The organism is Streptomyces scopuliridis, assembly GCF_042790125.1.
Lineage (GTDB): Bacteria > Actinomycetota > Actinomycetes > Streptomycetales > Streptomycetaceae > Streptomyces > Streptomyces scopuliridis_A.
This window is the reverse complement of sequence record NZ_JBHTZS010000005.1, coordinates 250,015-266,319: the sequence shown is the minus strand read 5'-3', so window position 1 is coordinate 266,319 and position 16,305 is coordinate 250,015. Positions and strand designations below refer to the sequence as shown.

The following is a 16,305-nucleotide window of genomic DNA, read 5'->3' as shown; positions in this document are numbered from 1 at the left end:
CGTCGGGCCGGACGCGGTTCGCGCTGCCGCTTGCCGTCGCCGGTCCCGTCGTTACACTGTGACACGTGACGCCTAAACGAAACACCCCGCGGGATGACAATCTTGTTCTCGACGCGGCGCGGGACTGTGTCCTCGCGGTCGGTGTGCGACGGACGACCCTGACCGACGTCGCCCGCAGGGCAGGCGTGTCGCGCATGACGCTCTACCGGCGCTGGCCCGATGTACGCGCGCTCGTCGGCGATGTCATGACCCGTGAATGGGTGGCGGTCACCCTCGGGGCGGTCCCGCCGGACGACGGAACACGGCGGACACGTCCCCATCTGGTCGACACCCTCGTGGCCGGACTCCGGGCGCTGCGCGACCACCCGTTGCTGCGCAAGATCCTCGACGTCGACCCCGAACTGCTGCTCCCCTACCTTTTCGACCGTCGCGGCGCGAGCCAGAACAGGGTGCTGGAGTTCATCGAGGACGCCCTGCGGCGGGGGCACGCGGACGGCTCCATCCGCGCGGACCATCCGGTACGGCAGGCGCGTTGCCTGCTGCTGGTACTCCAGTCGTTCGTGTTCTCGGCGCGGACCATGGCCGATGACTCCGACCCCGAGCTCACCGAGGCCGCCTTCGACGACGAACTCCGGCACCTTCTCGAAAGGACCCTGGCCCCATGAGCCCCGACGCCCGCCCGGACTTCTCCCTCAATGCCGTACGCCGGTCCCGTGAGCTGGCGGAACTGGCCGCGGGGGGAAGGATCGACGTCCTGGTGGTGGGCCTCGGTGTCACCGGTGCGGGTACGGCGCTGGACGCCGCCTCACGCGGTCTGTCGGTCGCCGCGATCGACGCGCACGACCTGGCCTTCGGCACCTCCCGCTGGAGCTCCAAGCTCGTCCACGGCGGACTGCGCTACCTGGCGTCGGGTCAGCTGGGCATCGCCCACGAGAGCGCGGTGGAACGCGGCGTGCTGATGGAACGCACCGCTCCCCACCTCGTACGCGCCCAGCCCTTCGTCATGCCGCTGACCGCGCTCACCTCACGCCGGAACGCCGCCCTCGCGGAGGCCGGGCTGCGGGCGGGTGACCTCCTGCGCGCGGTGGCCGGAACCGGTCGGGGCACGCTGCCGCGACCGCGGCGCCTCTCCGCCGTCGAGACGCTGCGGGCGGCGCCCGGCCTGCGCGGGCACGGTCTGCGCGGCGGACTGTGCTCCTGGGACGGCAGGCTCGTCGACGACGCGCGGCTCGTGACCGCGATAGCGCGTACCGCCGCGGGTCATGGCGCCCGGGTGCTGACCCGCACGCGCGCGCTGTCCGTCACCGGCACCGGAGCCCTCGTACGCGACGAACTGACCGGGCGGGAAACCCGGATCCGGGCCCGGATGGTCATCAACGCCACCGGCGTCTGGGCCGGCGGACTCGTCGAGGACATCCGGCTCCGCCCGTCCCGCGGCACCCATCTGGTGCTCCGCGCCGAGAGCCTGGCCGGTCTGCACACCGGCCTGCACATCCCCATCCCGGGAGAGACGAGCCGGTTCGTGCTGGTGGTCCCCCAGGACGACGGCAGGGTGTACGCGGGGCTGACCGACGAACCGGTCGACGGACCCGTGCCGGACGTGCCGGAGGTGCCCGAGTCCGACATCGGCTTCCTCCTCGACATCCTCGGGACCGTACTGGACACGCCGGTCCGCCGCCGTGACGTGGTGGGCGCCTTCGCGGGGCTGCGCCCTCTGCTCGACACCTCCCACGAGGTGGCGGCGGGCTCCCGGACTTCCGATCTCTCGCGCCGGCATGCCGTGGTGACCTCCCGGGAAGGGGTGGTGACCGTCGTCGGCGGCAAGCTCACCACCTACCGACGGATGGCCCAGGACGCCGTCGACGCCGCACTGGCCGCCCGTCAGCTGTCCGCCCCGCCGGGCCGCGGCACGGCCCGCCTTCCGCTGGTCGGCGCCGCCTCACGGGCCACTCTGGCGACTCTCTCCGCCCCCCGCCGGCTGGTCGAACGCTACGGAACGGAGGCGACCGCGATCCACGCGCTGGGAGAGCGGGAGCCGGACCTGCGCGCGCCCGTGGCCGACGGGCTGGACATCACGCGGGCCGAACTCCTGTGGGCGGTGCGGCACGAGGGTGCTCTCGACGCGTCCGACCTGCTGGACCGCCGCACACGCGTCGGACTCGTACCGGCCGACCGTGCCGCCGCGCTGGACGCCGCACACGAGGCCCTGGCGGCGACGGCGCAGACCGCCGCGGGAAAAGCCGCGGGCACATGAGTTCAGCTGTTCGGCGGCGCGGGCGAGGCGGGCGCCGTCCAGGCCGGTGATGATGACAGGGGCGCCCGGCCTTGCCCCCGGTCTCGCGGAACAGCCGCCCCACGCGCTCCAGAAGCCCCGGAAGCATCGGAAGCCCCGGAAGCCCCGGAAGCAACGGAGCCCCGGAAGTCCCGGACGTCTCCGGAATAGGCCGTGCGGGACCCGGGTTGGCACGGTCAGTCACTGGATTCGAGTCCGAGCGGGAGACACACGATGGTGAATCTGCGGGAGTCCGTGGGCCGTTACGGGATCTGGAGTGTGGAACTCCGCTCCGAGGACGCCGCCCTGCGCGCGGAGATTCCCGAGGCCGCCGCCGAACTGGAGCAGCTCGGCTTCGGCGCCGTCTGGCTGGGCGGCAGCAGCGGTGTCGAGCACGCGGTGCCCCTCATCGAGGCCACCTCCCGGCTCACCGTCGCCACCGGCATCCTCAGCATCTGGCAGTACGAGGCCGCCGACGCGGCCGCCCGCTACCTGAAGCTGGAATCCGGGCATCCGGGGCGGTTCCTGCTCGGGATCGGCGCCAGCCACGCCAAGCTCGCCGAGCAGTACCGGCGCCCCTACTCGGCGATGGCCGGCTATCTCGACGCGCTGGACGCGGCAGGGGTGCCGGCCGGGCGGATCGTGCTGGCCGCCCTCGGCCCGAAGATGCTCGAACTCTCCCGCGACCGCGCGGGCGGTGCGCACCCGTACCTCGTCACCCCCGAACACACCGCACAGGCCCGTGAACTCCTCGGCCCCGACCCCCTGCTCGCCCCGGAGCTGAAGGTCGTCCTGGACGCCGATCCGGACACCGCCCGCGCCACGGCCCGCGGCTATCTCGCCCGGTATCTCGCCCTGCCCAACTACACGAACAGCTTCCTGCGACTGGGGTTCACCGAGGACGACTTCGCGGGCGGCGGCAGCGACCGGCTCATCGACGCCGTCTACGCCTGGGGCGACGCGGGCCGGATCCGGAGCCGAATCGACGCCTTCCACGCGGCCGGCGCCGACCATGTCGCGCTCCAGATCGTCACGGGCGACACCGCTTCCGGGGCGCCGGGAGCCCTGCCGCGCGCCGAGTGGCGCCGGCTCGCCGAGGTCCTGGCCTGACACGCGACGCCTGACGCGCTGACGCGCTGACGCCCTGACACCCGACGTCATGCGGCCGGGCGTACGGGCGTCAGCCTCTCCTCGACACCGTCACCGTCGGGTCCAACCCTCAGGCGGAGGGTGAGACAGTCACGGCCGGGTGCCGATCGCATTGGCCGGTTGTCGCCATCCTCGGTGCCCGAGGTGTGAAGTCTGTCCCTCTGGATCAAGGTGAGGGAGACGGGCCGGACCGGTCCGCCGGCCGAGCGACCGCGCGCCTGCCGATCGGAGGAAACACCCGTGTCTCGTATGGACGCTGTGCGAAGACTTCTGATAGCGGTGACCGCCGTTCTCGCGGTGGCGCTGCTGCCCGCGGGCGCGCAAGCGCGCCCGGCGACCGGAGCGGCCGCCGGCCCGGACGCACGACCGCTGGACCGTACGGTCTGGCTGTGCCGGCCCGGTCTGGTGAACAACCCCTGCGGGCAGGACGCCGAGGGTATGCCTCAGTCGGCCGGTCCCGAGCTGGTCACCCGCTACCCGAGCGGCGGGACCCGGCTGCTGGACGCCACCCGGTTCGCGCCCGGCGGAAGCGGGAAGCGCGAGCCGTTCACCGTCACCGCGAAGCCGCCCGTCGACTGCTTCTACGCCTATCCGACGGTGGATCTGCTGCCCAATCCACTCCTTCAGACCGGCAGTCGGCCGCCGGTGCCGCAGGACGTTCATCAGGCCGTGACGCTCATGCAGAGCGCCCGCTTCGCCGGACTGTGCCGGATATTCGTTCCGGTCTACCGCCAGGTGCCGCTGCCCGCCCTGCTCGCGGGAATCGTCACGGGCACGGGCGCCGACCCGACCACGGCCATCATGGACATCCGGGGGGCCTGGGACGACTACTGGGCCCATGACAACCGCGACCCGGCGACCGGCGAGCGACGCGGGGTCGTCATCCTGGGCCACTCCCAGGGCACGGCCGTCGCCGCCGCGCTGATACGGGAGCGGGTGGACACACACCCGGAGGTACGACGACAGCTCGTCACCGCAGCGCTGCTCGGCGGGAACATCGAGGTGCCCGAGGGCCGGGACGCGGGCGGTGGTTCCGACCCCGCGTCGACGTTCCAGCACATCCCGGCCTGCCGGCGCGCCGCCGGCGCCCCGCTGCCCACCGGCTGCGTGGTCGCGTACGCCACGTACTCCCTGCCCCGGGGCTCCCTGCCCGCCGTGATCGGCAGAACGTCGAGCCCCGGCCACCGTGTGGTCTGCGTGAACCCGGCGGCGCTGCTGCGCGGTGAGGCCGCGGGCGCCCGCGTACCGCTCGATCTGTATCTGCCCACCCGGCGGCTGATCGGCGGCAGCGCACTGCTGCCGAACGGACCTCTGGCGGTGCCCCTGAACGGCTATCGGCTCCCGGACCTGTCCACGGGCTTCGCCCGCCACCCCGACGCGCTGAAGGGGGAGTGCACCCATGCCACGGACGGAACGGTCAGCGCCGACTGGCTGCAGGTCAGCGGCGATCTCTCGTACTTCCCCGCCGCCGCGCCCGCCGGACTGAGCGGTCTGCACGCCATGGACTTCAATGTGGCCCAGGGGGACCTGATCGCCCTGGCCACGGCACAGGCCCAGGCGTGGCTGGACCGCCGGAGCCCATGACCGTACGGTCGCGCCGCCGCGCCACGAGCCGGCGGCGCGACCGGGCTGTTACACGACCGGACTGTTACTCGATGACCAGCTCGACGGGGATGTTGCCGCGCGTGGCGTTGGAGTACGGGCAGACCTGGTGGGCCCGGTCGACGAGCTCCTGGCCCAGCGGACCTTCGAGGTGCTCGGGCAGCTCGACCCGCAGGACGACGGAGAGCCCGAAGCCCGAGGCCACGTCCCCGCCGATGCCGACCTCGGCCGTCACGGACACGTCCTTGGTGTCATGCCCGCCCGCGCGGCCGACCGCGCCCAGGGCGCTGGCGAAGCACGCGGCGTAACCGGCGGCGAAGAGCTGCTCCGGGTTGGTGCCCTTGCCGCTGCCGCCCATTTCGCGCGGCGGTGCCAGCTGGACATCCAGAAGGCTGTCGGAGCTGACGGCCCGGCCGTCACGGCCGTTCGCGGTCGCGATGGCGGTGTAGTGCGTCGTGGTCATCTCGATCTCCTCAGGAGTGGCGCGGCATGACTGCGGGTGCGGCCGGCGACGGGCGATGCCGGCCGACCTCACGAGAACAGCGTAGCGCAATTCAATTGTGCACAACTGAAGAGTACGATGGCCTCATGGAACGCTCGGCGGACACAGCCCTGGAGGGCGCGGCGGCACACCCCGCACCGTCGGTACGCGGCGCAGCGGGCTCGGAGGAGCTGCTGCGCCTGGACCGTCAGGTGTGCTTCGCGCTGCACGCGGCCTCCCGCGCGTTCGACGCGCTCTACCGGCCGCTCCTGGGGGAGTTGGGCCTGACGTACCCGCAGTACCTGGCGATGCTCGCCCTCTGGGAGCACGACGTGCTGACCGTCAAGGAACTGGGCCTCGCCCTCCGACTCGACTCCGGGACCCTCTCGCCCCTGCTCAAGCGGCTGGAAGCGGCCGGACTCGTGGTGCGCGAGCGCAGCCGCGCCGACGAGCGTTCGGTCAGTGTCCGGCTGACCTCCTCCGGTACCGCGCTCAAGCGGCGCGCCCGGGTGCTGCCCGAGACGGTCCTCGCCTCAACCGGCTTCGACGAGGGCGAACTCACCGCGCTGCACCAGTCGCTCGGCCGGCTCACCGCGGCTCTGGACGGCGCCACCGCGCGCCGTTCCTGAGCCCCGACCGTGGCGTCACGGGCCGCGGGGCCCCCGGACGCCGGCGCGTCGGGACGGCCCGTCCTGGCTCCGTCGCCGAACGGCCGCCACGCGAGATGTGCCGCACCGAGGTGTGCCACAGAGTGGGGGTTGAGGGGAGGACGGGACCGGACCGAGAGGACGCACAGACATGCTGGCAGTGGAGTACGCGGAGTACGGCGACCCGTCGGTTCTCGGGGTGGCCACCATGCCGGAACCGCACGCCGGCCCCGGACAGGTGCGCATCGTGGTGTACGCCGCCGGGGTGAACCCTGTCGACTGGAAGATGCGGTCCGGAGAGCTCAAGGACCTGATGCCGCAGAAACTGCCCGCGATCCCCGGCAGGGAAGCGGCCGGTGTCGTCGACGAGGTCGGTGAGGGCGTCGACGCGGTCGCCGTGGGGGACGAGGTGTTCGGACTCGGCACGGCGACCTCCGCGCAGTTCGCCGTCCTGGATCACTTCGCCGCGAAACCCGCCTCGCTGGACTGGTCCCAGGCCGGCGGGCTCTCGCTCGTCGCGGAGACCGCCGCGCGCGCCCTGGAGATCCTCGATCCGTCCCCCGGACAGACGCTTCTGATCGATGGTGCCGCGGGCGGCGTGGGCAGCGCCGCCGCGCAGTTCGCGCGCGCCGACGGAATCGCCGTGATCGGCACGGCCGGTGAGTCCAACCACCCGTATCTGCGCTCCCTCGGCGCCGAGCCCACCACCTACGGACCGGGGCTGCCAGAACGCGTGGCCGCCCTCGCCCCGAACGGGGTCGACGCCGCTCTCGACACCGCCGGCAAGGGATCCCTGCCGGATCTGGTCGCGATCACCGGTTCCCCCGACAAGGTGGTGACCATCGCCGACCTCTCCGCCGCCGAGCACGGCGTACGGGTCACCACCAAGGCGTCGGCGTTCGACGCCCTGGGCAGGGCCGCGCGCCTCGCCGACGAGGGAAAGTTCGACGTCCGCATCGCCGCGGAGTTCACGCTCGCCGACGCGGCGAAGGCCCACGAGATCAGCCAGGGCGGACACGCCATGGGCAAGATCATCCTGCGGCTGACCGGAGTCTGACCGGAGTCTGACCGGAGCACGAGCGGAGCATGAGCGGAGTGCGAGCGGAGCCCGGCCGGCGGGGAAGACGAGGGTGCGGTGCTCGGCGGGCGGCGGGGCACTGGCATGATCGGTGGCATGGCTGAACGCGTTATCGCCGCGTGTGACGGGGCGTCGAAAGGAAATCCCGGGCCCGCCGGCTGGGCCTGGGTCATCGCCGAGGGCGACGGAACCTCCGTACGGTGGGAGGCGGGCCCGCTGGGCACGGCGACCAACAATGTCGCGGAACTCACCGCCCTGGAGCGCCTGTTGGCCGCCGTCGACCCGGGCGTCCCGCTGGAGATCCGGATGGACTCCCAGTACGCCATGAAGGCGGTCACCACCTGGCTGCCCGGATGGAAGCGCAAGGGCTGGAAGACATCCGCCGGCAAGCCCGTCGCCAATCAGGAACTGGTCGTCCGTATCGACGCGCTGCTCACGGGGCGCTCGGTGGAGTTCCGGTATGTGCCCGCGCACCAGGTGAACGGCGACCGGTTCAATGACTTCGCCGACCGGGCCGCCAGCCAGGCGGCGATCGCCCAGCAGGCCGCGGGCAGCGCGTACGCCTCCCCGGAGCCCCCGGCCGCGCCCGACACCGTACGCCAGGGTTCAGGAGGCGCCGCGAAGGCGGCGCCGTCGCGGCAGCGCACCTCGGGGAGCCCGAAGAGGACGCTCAACGCGAAGTTCCCCGGCCGCTGCCGCTGTGGGCGCTCCTACGCCGCCGGTGAATCCATCGCGAAGAACCCGGACGGCTGGGGCCACCCCGCGTGCGCCACGGCGACGGCGCCCGCCCAGACCTAGACAGCGTTGGCCGAGAGCCCTTGTAGCGGTGCTACCCGGGCTTTCGGCCGACGCGGCGAGCGGGCGTGCCGGGCGCCGCGGGCGATCCGGCCGCTCGTACGCGGGTGCGCCGTCAGCCGCCCGTCGCGCCGAACAGTCGCTCCGCCAGGGGATCCCCGTCCAGGAACGCCGCCAGCTCCGCGCGGTCCGGCGCGGTCGCCGGGCCGCGGCGTCCCACCGCGAACGCCGCCACCGCGTTGGCTCCGCGCGCGGCCGTCAGCGGGTCGTGGCCCTGGCCGAGCAGGGCCAGGAACGAGCCGACATGCGCGTCCCCCGCCCCGTTGCTGTCGACCGCGTCGACCGGGAACCCCGGCACATGCCGCGGCTCTTCCCCGGGCGCCGCCAGCCAGCAGCCGTCCTTGTCCGCCCGTACGAGCACCCCCGCCCCCGGAGCCAGCCGCTCCCGCAGCGCCTCGGCCGCCGCGCGCGGATCCTCGTGGCCGGTCATCAGCCGGGCCTCGCGGGCATTGCCGCTGAGCCAGTCCGTACGGGCCAGGACCGGGGCGAGCACCGCCTCGGGGATGTCGGCCACCAGCGGCGCCGGGTCGAGACAGACCGTGATGTCCGCCGGCAGCCCCGCCGTGAAGCGGGACAGCAGCGGGCCGTTGACCGGCATCACCAGCCCGTAGCCGGAGAGCTGCACCACATCGCCGGGCCGCAGCCGCGCGGCGACCGTGTCGACGTCAGCCCGGGTCAGCTCCGCGTCGACCCCGAAGCTGGTGACGAAGGTACGTTCGCCGCCGCCGTCGACCAGGGCCACGGTGAAGCCGGTGTCGCCGTCCGTACGGGCGGGCAGCAGCGTTCCGATGTGTTCGGCGGCCAGCGCCTCGCGTACGAGATCGCCGTACGGACCCGTGCCGTGCAGCCCGGCGAAGACCGCTTCCGTACCGAGGCGGCGGGCGGCGACCAGGGTGTTGAAACCGCCGCCCGCGGTCAGTTCGGTACGCGTACCGATGACATCACCGCCTCGTTCGGGCAGCGCGGGGACCTCGATCACCAGATCGGCGATGACGTTCCCGGCGAGGATGAGACGGCCGCTCATCGTCCGGCCTCCTGGAGGGCGGGGGAGACGGGCTCGGTGCCGGTGCCGGTCGCGGCGCCGGTACGGCGGCCGAACAGCGCGTACACCGCCGCGCCGACGGTCATCGAGATCGCCCAGCCCAGCCCGTTCACCCCGAACCAGGTGCCGGAGAGCGGGCCCGCGAACCAGACGTCGGTCTCGCTCGTCGACGCCTTGGTGAAGAGCAGACCGGCCACGATGGCGGCGGCCCAGCCGAGGACGGCCGGAAGGTGGAAGCCGCCCGCGTACCAGTACCGGCTGGTGCGGGTGGTGTCCATCAGCGCCTCGGGGTCGTACGTACGTCCGCGCAGTGAGTCCACCGCGATCACCCCGATCCACGCCGAGATGGGGACGGCCAGCAGGGTCAGGAAGGTGGAGAAGGGGCCGTAGAAGTCGTCGGCGATCAGCATGAAGTAGATACCGCCGGCGAACATCAGCACCACATCGAGGGCGACGGCCACGGGGCGCGGCACCCGCAGCCCCAGCGTGATCATCGTCAGCCCGGCGGAGTAGGTGGAGAGATGGTTCGACATGAGCAGTCCGCCGAAGGCCGCGATCAGATAGGGGATCGCCATCCAGGAGGGCAGCATCGCGTTGATGGCCGCCACCGGGTCGGAGGAGGTGGCCAGCGTCGGATCGCCCGCGGAGAGCAGCGAGCCGAGCGAGATCAGCAGCACGAGCGGGATGCCCGCGCCGAACGCCGAGGCCACGATCAGCCGTCTGCCCGGAATCTCGCGGGGCAGATAACGGGCGTAGTCCGCACCCGCGTTGGCCCAGCCGATACCCGTACCCGCCGCGATGAACCCGATGCCCGCGACGACACCACTGGTCGGACCCGTCGGGGCGTCGAGGACCTTGGTCCAGTCGACGGTCGCGACCAGGAAGCCCATCACGACCAGATTGAGGATGCCGAAGACGACCGTGGCCCACTTGTTGATCCACATGATGGTGGCGTGGCCGAGCCCGCTGATCAGCAGGGTGCAGATGATGAAGACCAGCAGACAGACGAGCGTGAGCACGGTGTTCTGGTCCACACCGAAGGCGATGCTGAGCAGCGCGAGCAGCGCGTACGCCGCGGTGGTCGTGGTGATCGTCTCCCAGCCGACCCGGCTCAGCCAGGTGATCAGGGTCGGACCCGCGTTGCCCCGCTGCCCGAAGACCGCGCGGGAGAGCGTGAGCGCCGGGGCGCCGCCCTTCTTGCCCGCCAGGCTCAGGGCCCCCACCAGCGCGAAGGAGCCGAAGGCGCCGACGACGGCGACCAGCGCCGCCTGCCAGATGTTCAGGCCGCGGAAGGCGACGAGGGTCGCGCCGAGCGGGAGCCCGAGGATGCTGATATTCGCGGCGAACCAGGTCCAGAACATCTGGCCGGCCTGGCCGTGCCGCTCGTTGTCGGGGACCGGTTCGATCCCTCGGGTCTCAACGGCACCGACGCGATCGTTCGTCTTCGAAGCGGCCATGACGGAACCTCCTAGCAAGGTGCGAAGGGGTGGGTGGCGAAAGCGGAGAAGCGGTGGGGCGGAAGATCGGTGAAGCGGTGGAGCGGGGTCCTGGGGTGCCGGAGACCCGGGGGTCCGCACGGCGGGCACAGGGGGTTTCGGGGCGGCTCAGCGGAGCGCGAGCAGCCGGGCGGTCAGGGGTTCCAGGGCGAGGGCGTTGACGGTACGGAGCGTCCGGACGGCTTCGGCGGGCAGCGCCGAGAGCCCGGCGACCGACCCGGCGACCGCGCCCGCGAGGGCGCCGATGGTGTCGCTGTCGCCACCGAGGTTGGCGGCGAGCAGGGCGGCGCGCCAGGGATCGCCGTCGGCCACGGCGAGTACCGCGAAGGCGGCGGGCACCGACTCCTGGCTGGCGACGCTGGTGCCGATGAGCGCGCAGATCCGGTCCAGGGCCTCGGCCTCCGGGAGGCCCCGTACCAGCTCCCACGCCCACTCGATCCGGGACGCGATATCGGCCCCGGCGATCCAGTGTCCACGCCGCGCTCCCGCGCGGGCGGCGGCCACCGCGGCGGCGACGGCCTCCCCCAGTGTGCCTCCGCCGACACCCGTGCTGACGGCGGCGGCGACGGCCGCCGCGCCCGCGATCCCAATGGTCGTGTCATGCGTCACCTGGCAGGACTCCACGACATGGTCGAGGAAGGACTCCAGCGGCTCGACTGCGAAGGCGATCCCGACGGGGGTGACGCGCATCGCGGCGCCGTTGGTCGTGCCGTACCTCCCCGCCTCGTGCGTCGGTACGCCACGGGCCACCGCGTCCAGAGCGGCCTTGGTGGACGGGCCGAGGAGATCGAAGGAGCCCTTGGCCTTCATCTCCTTCTCCCAGTCGAGCAGTTCATGGGCGAGGCGCAGCGGGTCGATCCGGCCGCGGCCCTCGTCGAGCAGCCGGCCGACGATGACGGCCTGGTCGGTGTCGTCGGTGACGGAGCCGGCCGGCATGCCCGCGCTGACCGGGTTGTCGGGGAGGGCGGGCTCGAAGCCGGTGAGGGTGCCGTAGACCCGTACGACCTCCTCCCGTGACATCACCTGTGTGGGCATGCCGAGAGCGTCGCCGAGGGCGAGTCCGTAGTAGGCGCCGAGGGCGCGGTCGAGTCGGTCGGTCACAGTCGGCCTCCTCGGCCCGAGCGCACGTGCAGTTCGAATCTGGCGGGGTCCAGCAGGCTGGTGACCTGCTCGGTGACCGAGCCGTCGGCGGCCCGGTAGACCTGGGCGAGCCGCAGGAAGGACTCCCCCGGGGAGCGGTGCAGTACGGCGGCTTCCGCCGCGTCGAGCCCGCGGACCGACACCAGCCCCTCGCCGGAGTCGGTGATCCGGCCCGCGGCGATCAGCGCCCGGTTGAGCGAGCCGCCGTCGAGGCCGCGCTCCGGCAGTCCGGCGAGGTCCCCGGTGGCGGGGACCCTGCTGTGTTCGAGCGATACGCCCTGTCCGCCGGCGAGGCGTCTGACCCGGTCCAGGGCGATGAACGTACTCGACGCGAGCCCCAGTTCGGCGGCCAGCTCCGGGTCGGTCACCTCCTCGAAGCGGAGGGTCTCGGTCGTCAGCTCGGTGCCCTGCTCGGCCAGCGCGCGGGTCCAGCCGAGGCGGTTGTCCAGCGGCGTCCCGTCGAAGGTGACGAACGAGCCGATCCCCGCGTGGGTGGAGATCAGCCCCTCTTCGCCGAGGACCTGGAGCGCCTGCCGCAGGGTGGTGCGGCTGACGCCGAACCGCTGGGTGAGCGCGTGCTCCCCGGGCAGCCTGCTGCCGTCGGTATGGACGCCGGCGCGGATCTCGTCGGCGAGAACGCGGGCGATGCGATGGTGCTTGTGTACCTGTCCAGGCATGTCTAGAAGGTAAACGGACAGGATCCTTCCGGTCCATAGTCCGCGGGGATTTTCTTTCCGGCGGAGGTGCCGGGAGAGACACGCCGCCCTCGGCGGCCTCGGCGGGATGGTCTGCCCCGCCGTGACGACGCGGTGGGAGGACCTTCGCGACGAGGGCGGACGCGGGCTGCAGCTCGTGTCCGCCCTCGCGCAGCGTTGGGGAGCCCGGTTCACCGCGCCGGGCAAGTCCGTCTGGACCGGGCAACCGCTGCCCGAGCCGGTCGCCGGCTGACCTCGGGACGCCCCTCCGCTCGCAACGGCGACCTACCCGCCGAACACCGCCTCGGCGCAGCACGGTTCACGGCGCAGCTCCCGGCTGACGTCCAGCCAGTCGGTGCGGGCCAGGGCACGCCGTTCCTCGCCACCGGTGCCGAACTCCGCCACCAGATCGTCCCGGTGGTGGATGACACCGTCCCGCATCACCCAGGACGTACGGACCAGATCGTCGAAGTCCTGGAACGGGTTCCCGTCGATCACCGTCAGATCCGCGAGTCTGCCGGGCTCCAGCGTGCCGAGATCGTCACCGGCCCCGAACAGCCGCGCGGGGATCACCGTCGCCGTGCGCAGCGCCTCGGCCGGGGACAGGCCGCCCGTACGGTGCAGGGCGCGCAGCCCGAGGTGCAGGCCGAGACCGATGGGCGTCAGCGGCGCGTCGGTGCCCAGCGCCAGCGTGCCGCTGTCGGCGAGGATCCGCCGGTAGACGGCCATCTCCCTGGTCAGCGCCAGGGTCTGGTCGGCGGTCGGGGGAGTCGCCGCAAGGCTCTTGACGAGGGCCGCGTCCCAGGGGGCCATGAGCGTGGTCACCCGCGGATCGTCGGCCAGCGAGGGATCGGCGCCGATCAGGGGCGTGGCGGTGAAGGGCGTGATGATCAGCTGGAAGCCGCCGCCCCGGTAGGTCTCGTACACATCCTGGTAGGCGCGGCCCGTCGGGGAGAACGCGCGGCCGTACTCCATGCGCTGGGTGGCCTGGAGATGGGTCGTCAGGTCCTGGCCGACATTGATGCCCGGTGACAGCAGATGGCTCCCGGACGGCACCCCGAGCTTCTCGTGCGCCGTCCGGGCGGCCTCCCGCATGATCCAGCCGGGCGCGCGGACATACGTTTTGACGAAGTCGTAGTCGAGCGCGACCGCGCGCTCCAGGGTGCGCCGTACCCCGTCCCTGGTGCGGTGGGCGCGGCCCATGCTGTACGCGACGCGGCTGCCGTCGATCAGCTCACCCGTGGCGAACAGCCGGGGCCCGGCCAGCGTCCCGGCGGTCACCGATTCCCGGATCCGGGCGGCCTCATGGGCGAAGCCGCCGAGGGAGACATTGGTGGTGACGCCGTAGGCGAGCATCAGGCTCGTCTGCCGGCCCCCGTAGATGTTCTGGTACGGATGCGTATGGGAGTCCCACAGCCCGGGGATGACCGTGGACCGGGACGCGTCGACCAGCCTCTCCCCGGAGCGCGCCGCCGCCGCGCGGTGCGGCTCCACGGCCCGGATCCGGTTGCCGTGGATGACGAGGTCGACGTCCTCGCGCACCGTCTCGCCCGTACCGTCCCAGAACCGCCCCGCGTGCACCCGGATCACACCGGGCCGGGCCGGCGTCCGGCGGCGGTACTCCAGCGGGACGTCCACCGTACGCCGCCCCTCGCCGTCACGGCCGATCAGCCGGAGCCGGCCGCCGCACTGATACAGCAGGGTGCGCGAGTCGCCCGACCAGGACGGGTGGTCCGCCGCCTCGTCGGTGATACGGCGCGGCTCACCGGCGGGTGCCCCGTCCGGCCCGACCGGCATGACCCACAGCGCGGACTCCATGATGAACGCCATGTGGGTGCCGTCCGGCGACCAGACGGGACCGGCGGTGCCGCGGTCGGACAACGACGCGTGCGGCAGCGGCAGATGCACGGCCGACGCGCCGGTGCGGGTGTCGATCACCCGGATCAGGTGGTAGCCCTCGCGGAACCGTCCGTTGAGACGGTTACGGTCGCAGAAGGCGAGATACCGGCCGTCCGGGGACCAACTGGGCGGCCCCGGCAGGCCGTTCGCGCCGAGCGGGGCGACGAGCGTCCGCTCCTCACCGGTCTCCAGGTCCCGCACGATCAGATTGCCGGTGGTGTCCTGGCAGGCGAGCCGGGTGCCGTCGGGGGACAGGGCGGGGTGGACGCGGCCACCCGTCGCCAGCACGTCGTCCGCGCCGCCGTCGAGCCACGCGCGGCGGACGCTGATCAGACCGTCGCCGCCGGTGGGGCCGTCGTACGCGTAGAGGACGCTCCGCCCGTCGGGCGCCCAGGACGGCATCTGGACATACCGGGAGGCGATCCCCCGTACCAGGGCGCGGGGTCTGGCGCCGATCGGCATCACCCACAGGGTGTTGAGCGCGACGAAGGCGACCGACCGGCCGTCCGGGGAGAGCGCCGGAAGGTGGACGCCCCGCACCGGGCGGGCCGCGGTCGAGTCGAAGTCGTATGTCTTGCGCCGGTATCGCGGCCGGGGCACCTCCAGCGAGGCGGAGAAGGGGATGTCGCGTGCCGCCGCCCCGGCGGGGTCCTTCCCCGGGCGCCGGACCCGGACGCGTCCGTCGGACACATAGAACAGCGCGCCGTCGGAGGTCCACGACGGCGGCTGCGGGGAGACGTCCTCGCCCTCGGTCACGGGCTCGCCGTCGACCAGCAGCGTGACGGCGGGCGGGGTGGCGGGCGCCGCGGCGGCGGCCACCAGGACACAGGCCACCCGGCCGTCGGGGGAGACCGCGGGACCGACCAACGTCCCCGTGTCCACGGTCCGTTCGACCGTCACCTCGCCGCCCCCGGCGGGCACCGAGGCGAGCGTACGGCCACCACCGCCGGCGCTGTTGGCCCGGACGAAGAGCACCCGGTCGCCGTCCGGATGCCAGGTGGGGTCGTAGTCCTCGACGCCCGGGTCACCCGTGAGCCGGGTCAGTTCACCGGAACGGGTGTCCAGCGTCCAGATGTTGTACGAGGCACCGGTCACAGCGTCCCCGCCGCGCTCGGAGGAGAAGGCGAGGCGCCGGCCGTCCGGCGCCCAGGCGGCTCCCCGGTCGTCCCAGGGACCGGAGGTCAGCTGCCGCAGCCCGGAGCCGTCCGCGGCCATGGTCCAGAGATGGAAGCCGCCGCCCTGATAGGCGCACATGGCGATCGACGAGCCGTCGGGGGACCAGACGGGCCGGGTCGGTTCCAGGCCGGGGGCGCTCAGCGCGGTCGCGGTCCCGCCTTTGGGCGGCAGGGACCACAACACGCCCTGCACCTCGATGACCAGGCGATCGCCGGCGGGTGAGGCGGTCACGGCGGCGTTGGTCCCGGCGGTGAACGCGAGGGTCGTGGGGGTCGTGGAGGTCGGGGTGGTCGTGGTGGCTGGTCCGGCGAGTGGTGAGGCGACCGCTCGCGTACCCGGCAGCGAGAGCGCGGCGGCACCCGCACCGCTCAGCGCCGCCGCCCTGACGAAGCCCCGACGGGATAACTCACTGAATCGTTCCATGAGAGAGAACGTAGGGGATGCGGGGGCGTGGAAAGCGAGTTGGCGCGGGCGAAGGAAGGGTGAGTGTGAGGCCGGCGGCGCGTCATCCGGAAGTGATTTGGGTCACAGTCGTGGCCGGATCGGTGTGTGCGCCGGAAATCGCCGCCCTTCGTGGGTGCGTGCGCCAAAGAAGGCTGTCCTGGCTCCCGGTGACGGATGTCATGGCCGGGTGTGATGTATGTCAGGAAATGGACGCTCTCGCTCCTCATTGGACTGTGATCTGCGTCATATGACGCGGAGTTGGGTCGGTGCTTACATCCGTCCGCACGGTGTGGTGGTCGGTTCAGCGAACACAGCCCGTGGGCCGTCCC

Annotated in this window: 14 protein-coding genes; 8 read left to right on the top strand and 6 right to left on the bottom strand. The window is 72.6% G+C overall.

What is annotated here, in order from left to right; genetic code table 11:
- The first annotated feature begins 65 nt into the window (after positions 1 to 65).
- The 4 genes from ACFRKB_RS10240 (at position 66) to ACFRKB_RS10225 (ending at position 5,005) form a co-directional block, all read left to right on the top strand.
- Positions 66 to 665, top strand: a complete 600-nt coding sequence (locus ACFRKB_RS10240; protein ID WP_383104881.1) for a TetR/AcrR family transcriptional regulator — start codon at positions 66 to 68, stop codon at positions 663 to 665.
- The gene (locus ACFRKB_RS10235; RefSeq protein ID WP_383104879.1) at positions 662 to 2,254 is read left to right on the top strand and encodes a glycerol-3-phosphate dehydrogenase/oxidase; all 1,593 of its coding nucleotides are present in this window, start codon (positions 662 to 664) and stop codon (positions 2,252 to 2,254) included. Before ACFRKB_RS10240 ends, ACFRKB_RS10235 begins: the two co-directional genes overlap by 4 nt.
- A gap of 252 nt (positions 2,255 to 2,506) precedes the next feature.
- A complete protein-coding gene (locus ACFRKB_RS10230) occupies positions 2,507 to 3,382 on the top strand; it encodes an LLM class F420-dependent oxidoreductase (protein WP_383104878.1) in 876 nt (291 codons plus the stop codon).
- A 297-nt stretch (positions 3,383 to 3,679) separates the two neighbouring features.
- Positions 3,680 to 5,005 carry a DUF3089 domain-containing protein gene (locus ACFRKB_RS10225; RefSeq protein WP_383104876.1) on the top strand — a complete coding sequence of 442 codons (1,326 nt, stop codon included), beginning with the start codon at positions 3,680 to 3,682 and terminating at the stop codon, positions 5,003 to 5,005.
- A gap of 64 nt (positions 5,006 to 5,069) precedes the next feature.
- Here the strand turns inward: ACFRKB_RS10225 and ACFRKB_RS10220 are convergent, their stop codons facing one another.
- The gene (locus ACFRKB_RS10220) at positions 5,070 to 5,486 is read right to left on the bottom strand and encodes an organic hydroperoxide resistance protein (RefSeq protein WP_383104875.1); all 417 of its coding nucleotides are present in this window, start codon (positions 5,484 to 5,486) and stop codon (positions 5,070 to 5,072) included.
- A 125-nt stretch (positions 5,487 to 5,611) separates the two neighbouring features.
- On the opposite strand from ACFRKB_RS10220, the gene ACFRKB_RS10215 reads away from it, so the two are divergent.
- The 3 genes from ACFRKB_RS10215 (at position 5,612) to ACFRKB_RS10205 (ending at position 8,027) form a co-directional block, all read left to right on the top strand.
- Entirely contained in the window at positions 5,612 to 6,133 is a 522-nt protein-coding gene (locus ACFRKB_RS10215) for a MarR family winged helix-turn-helix transcriptional regulator (protein WP_383104874.1), read from the top strand.
- Positions 6,134 to 6,302: 169 nt separating this feature from the next.
- Complete coding sequence (locus ACFRKB_RS10210; RefSeq protein WP_383104873.1) at positions 6,303 to 7,208, top strand: NADP-dependent oxidoreductase; 906 nt, start codon at positions 6,303 to 6,305, stop codon at positions 7,206 to 7,208.
- Positions 7,209 to 7,313: 105 nt separating this feature from the next.
- Positions 7,314 to 8,027, top strand: a complete 714-nt coding sequence (locus ACFRKB_RS10205; protein ID WP_383104871.1) for a ribonuclease H family protein — start codon at positions 7,314 to 7,316, stop codon at positions 8,025 to 8,027.
- A 112-nt stretch (positions 8,028 to 8,139) separates the two neighbouring features.
- On the opposite strand, the gene ACFRKB_RS10200 is transcribed toward ACFRKB_RS10205, so the two are convergent.
- The 4 genes from ACFRKB_RS10200 to ACFRKB_RS10185 form a co-directional block, all read right to left on the bottom strand.
- Positions 8,140 to 9,108 (bottom strand): PfkB family carbohydrate kinase, encoded by a 969-nt coding sequence (locus tag ACFRKB_RS10200; RefSeq protein WP_383104869.1) that lies wholly within the window; start codon positions 9,106 to 9,108, stop codon positions 8,140 to 8,142.
- Entirely contained in the window at positions 9,105 to 10,583 is a 1,479-nt protein-coding gene (locus tag ACFRKB_RS10195) for a purine-cytosine permease family protein (RefSeq protein ID WP_383104868.1), read from the bottom strand. Before ACFRKB_RS10195 ends, ACFRKB_RS10200 begins: the two co-directional genes overlap by 4 nt.
- Before the next feature lie 147 nt (positions 10,584 to 10,730).
- Entirely contained in the window at positions 10,731 to 11,723 is a 993-nt protein-coding gene (locus ACFRKB_RS10190; protein ID WP_383104866.1) for an ADP-ribosylglycohydrolase family protein, read from the bottom strand.
- Entirely contained in the window at positions 11,720 to 12,439 is a 720-nt protein-coding gene (locus tag ACFRKB_RS10185; RefSeq protein WP_383104864.1) for a GntR family transcriptional regulator, read from the bottom strand. The genes ACFRKB_RS10190 and ACFRKB_RS10185 overlap by 4 nt, the downstream gene beginning before the upstream one ends.
- Positions 12,440 to 12,560: 121 nt before the next feature.
- Here ACFRKB_RS10185 and ACFRKB_RS10180 point away from each other — a divergent pair, with 121 nt between their 5' ends.
- On the top strand, positions 12,561 to 12,710 hold the full coding sequence (locus ACFRKB_RS10180; RefSeq protein ID WP_383104863.1) for an ATP-binding protein: 150 nt from the start codon (positions 12,561 to 12,563) through the stop codon (positions 12,708 to 12,710).
- Positions 12,711 to 12,742: 32 nt separating this feature from the next.
- Here ACFRKB_RS10180 and ACFRKB_RS10175 read toward each other — a convergent pair whose 3' ends face one another.
- Positions 12,743 to 15,955, bottom strand: coding sequence for an amidohydrolase family protein (locus tag ACFRKB_RS10175; protein ID WP_383104861.1), 3,213 nt, complete (start codon positions 15,953 to 15,955; stop codon positions 12,743 to 12,745).
- Between the last annotated feature and the right edge of the window lie 350 nt (positions 15,956 to 16,305).

Excerpts from the sequence above, each read along its gene's own strand:
- ACFRKB_RS10235 (WP_383104879.1), top strand. The coding sequence starts at position 662 with ATGAGCCCCGACGCCCGCCCGGACTTCTCCCTCAATGCCGTACGCCGG.
- ACFRKB_RS10195 (WP_383104868.1), bottom strand. The coding sequence starts at position 10,583 with ATGGCCGCTTCGAAGACGAACGATCGCGTCGGTGCCGTTGAGACCCGA.
- ACFRKB_RS10230 (WP_383104878.1), top strand. The coding sequence starts at position 2,507 with ATGGTGAATCTGCGGGAGTCCGTGGGCCGTTACGGGATCTGGAGTGTG.
- ACFRKB_RS10210 (WP_383104873.1), top strand. The coding sequence starts at position 6,303 with ATGCTGGCAGTGGAGTACGCGGAGTACGGCGACCCGTCGGTTCTCGGG.
- ACFRKB_RS10215 (WP_383104874.1), top strand. The coding sequence starts at position 5,612 with ATGGAACGCTCGGCGGACACAGCCCTGGAGGGCGCGGCGGCACACCCC.
- ACFRKB_RS10185 (WP_383104864.1), bottom strand. The coding sequence starts at position 12,439 with ATGCCTGGACAGGTACACAAGCACCATCGCATCGCCCGCGTTCTCGCC.
- ACFRKB_RS10175 (WP_383104861.1), bottom strand. The coding sequence starts at position 15,955 with ATGGAACGATTCAGTGAGTTATCCCGTCGGGGCTTCGTCAGGGCGGCG.
- ACFRKB_RS10220 (WP_383104875.1), bottom strand. The coding sequence starts at position 5,486 with ATGACCACGACGCACTACACCGCCATCGCGACCGCGAACGGCCGTGAC.
- ACFRKB_RS10200 (WP_383104869.1), bottom strand. The coding sequence starts at position 9,108 with ATGAGCGGCCGTCTCATCCTCGCCGGGAACGTCATCGCCGATCTGGTG.
- ACFRKB_RS10205 (WP_383104871.1), top strand. The coding sequence starts at position 7,314 with ATGATCGGTGGCATGGCTGAACGCGTTATCGCCGCGTGTGACGGGGCG.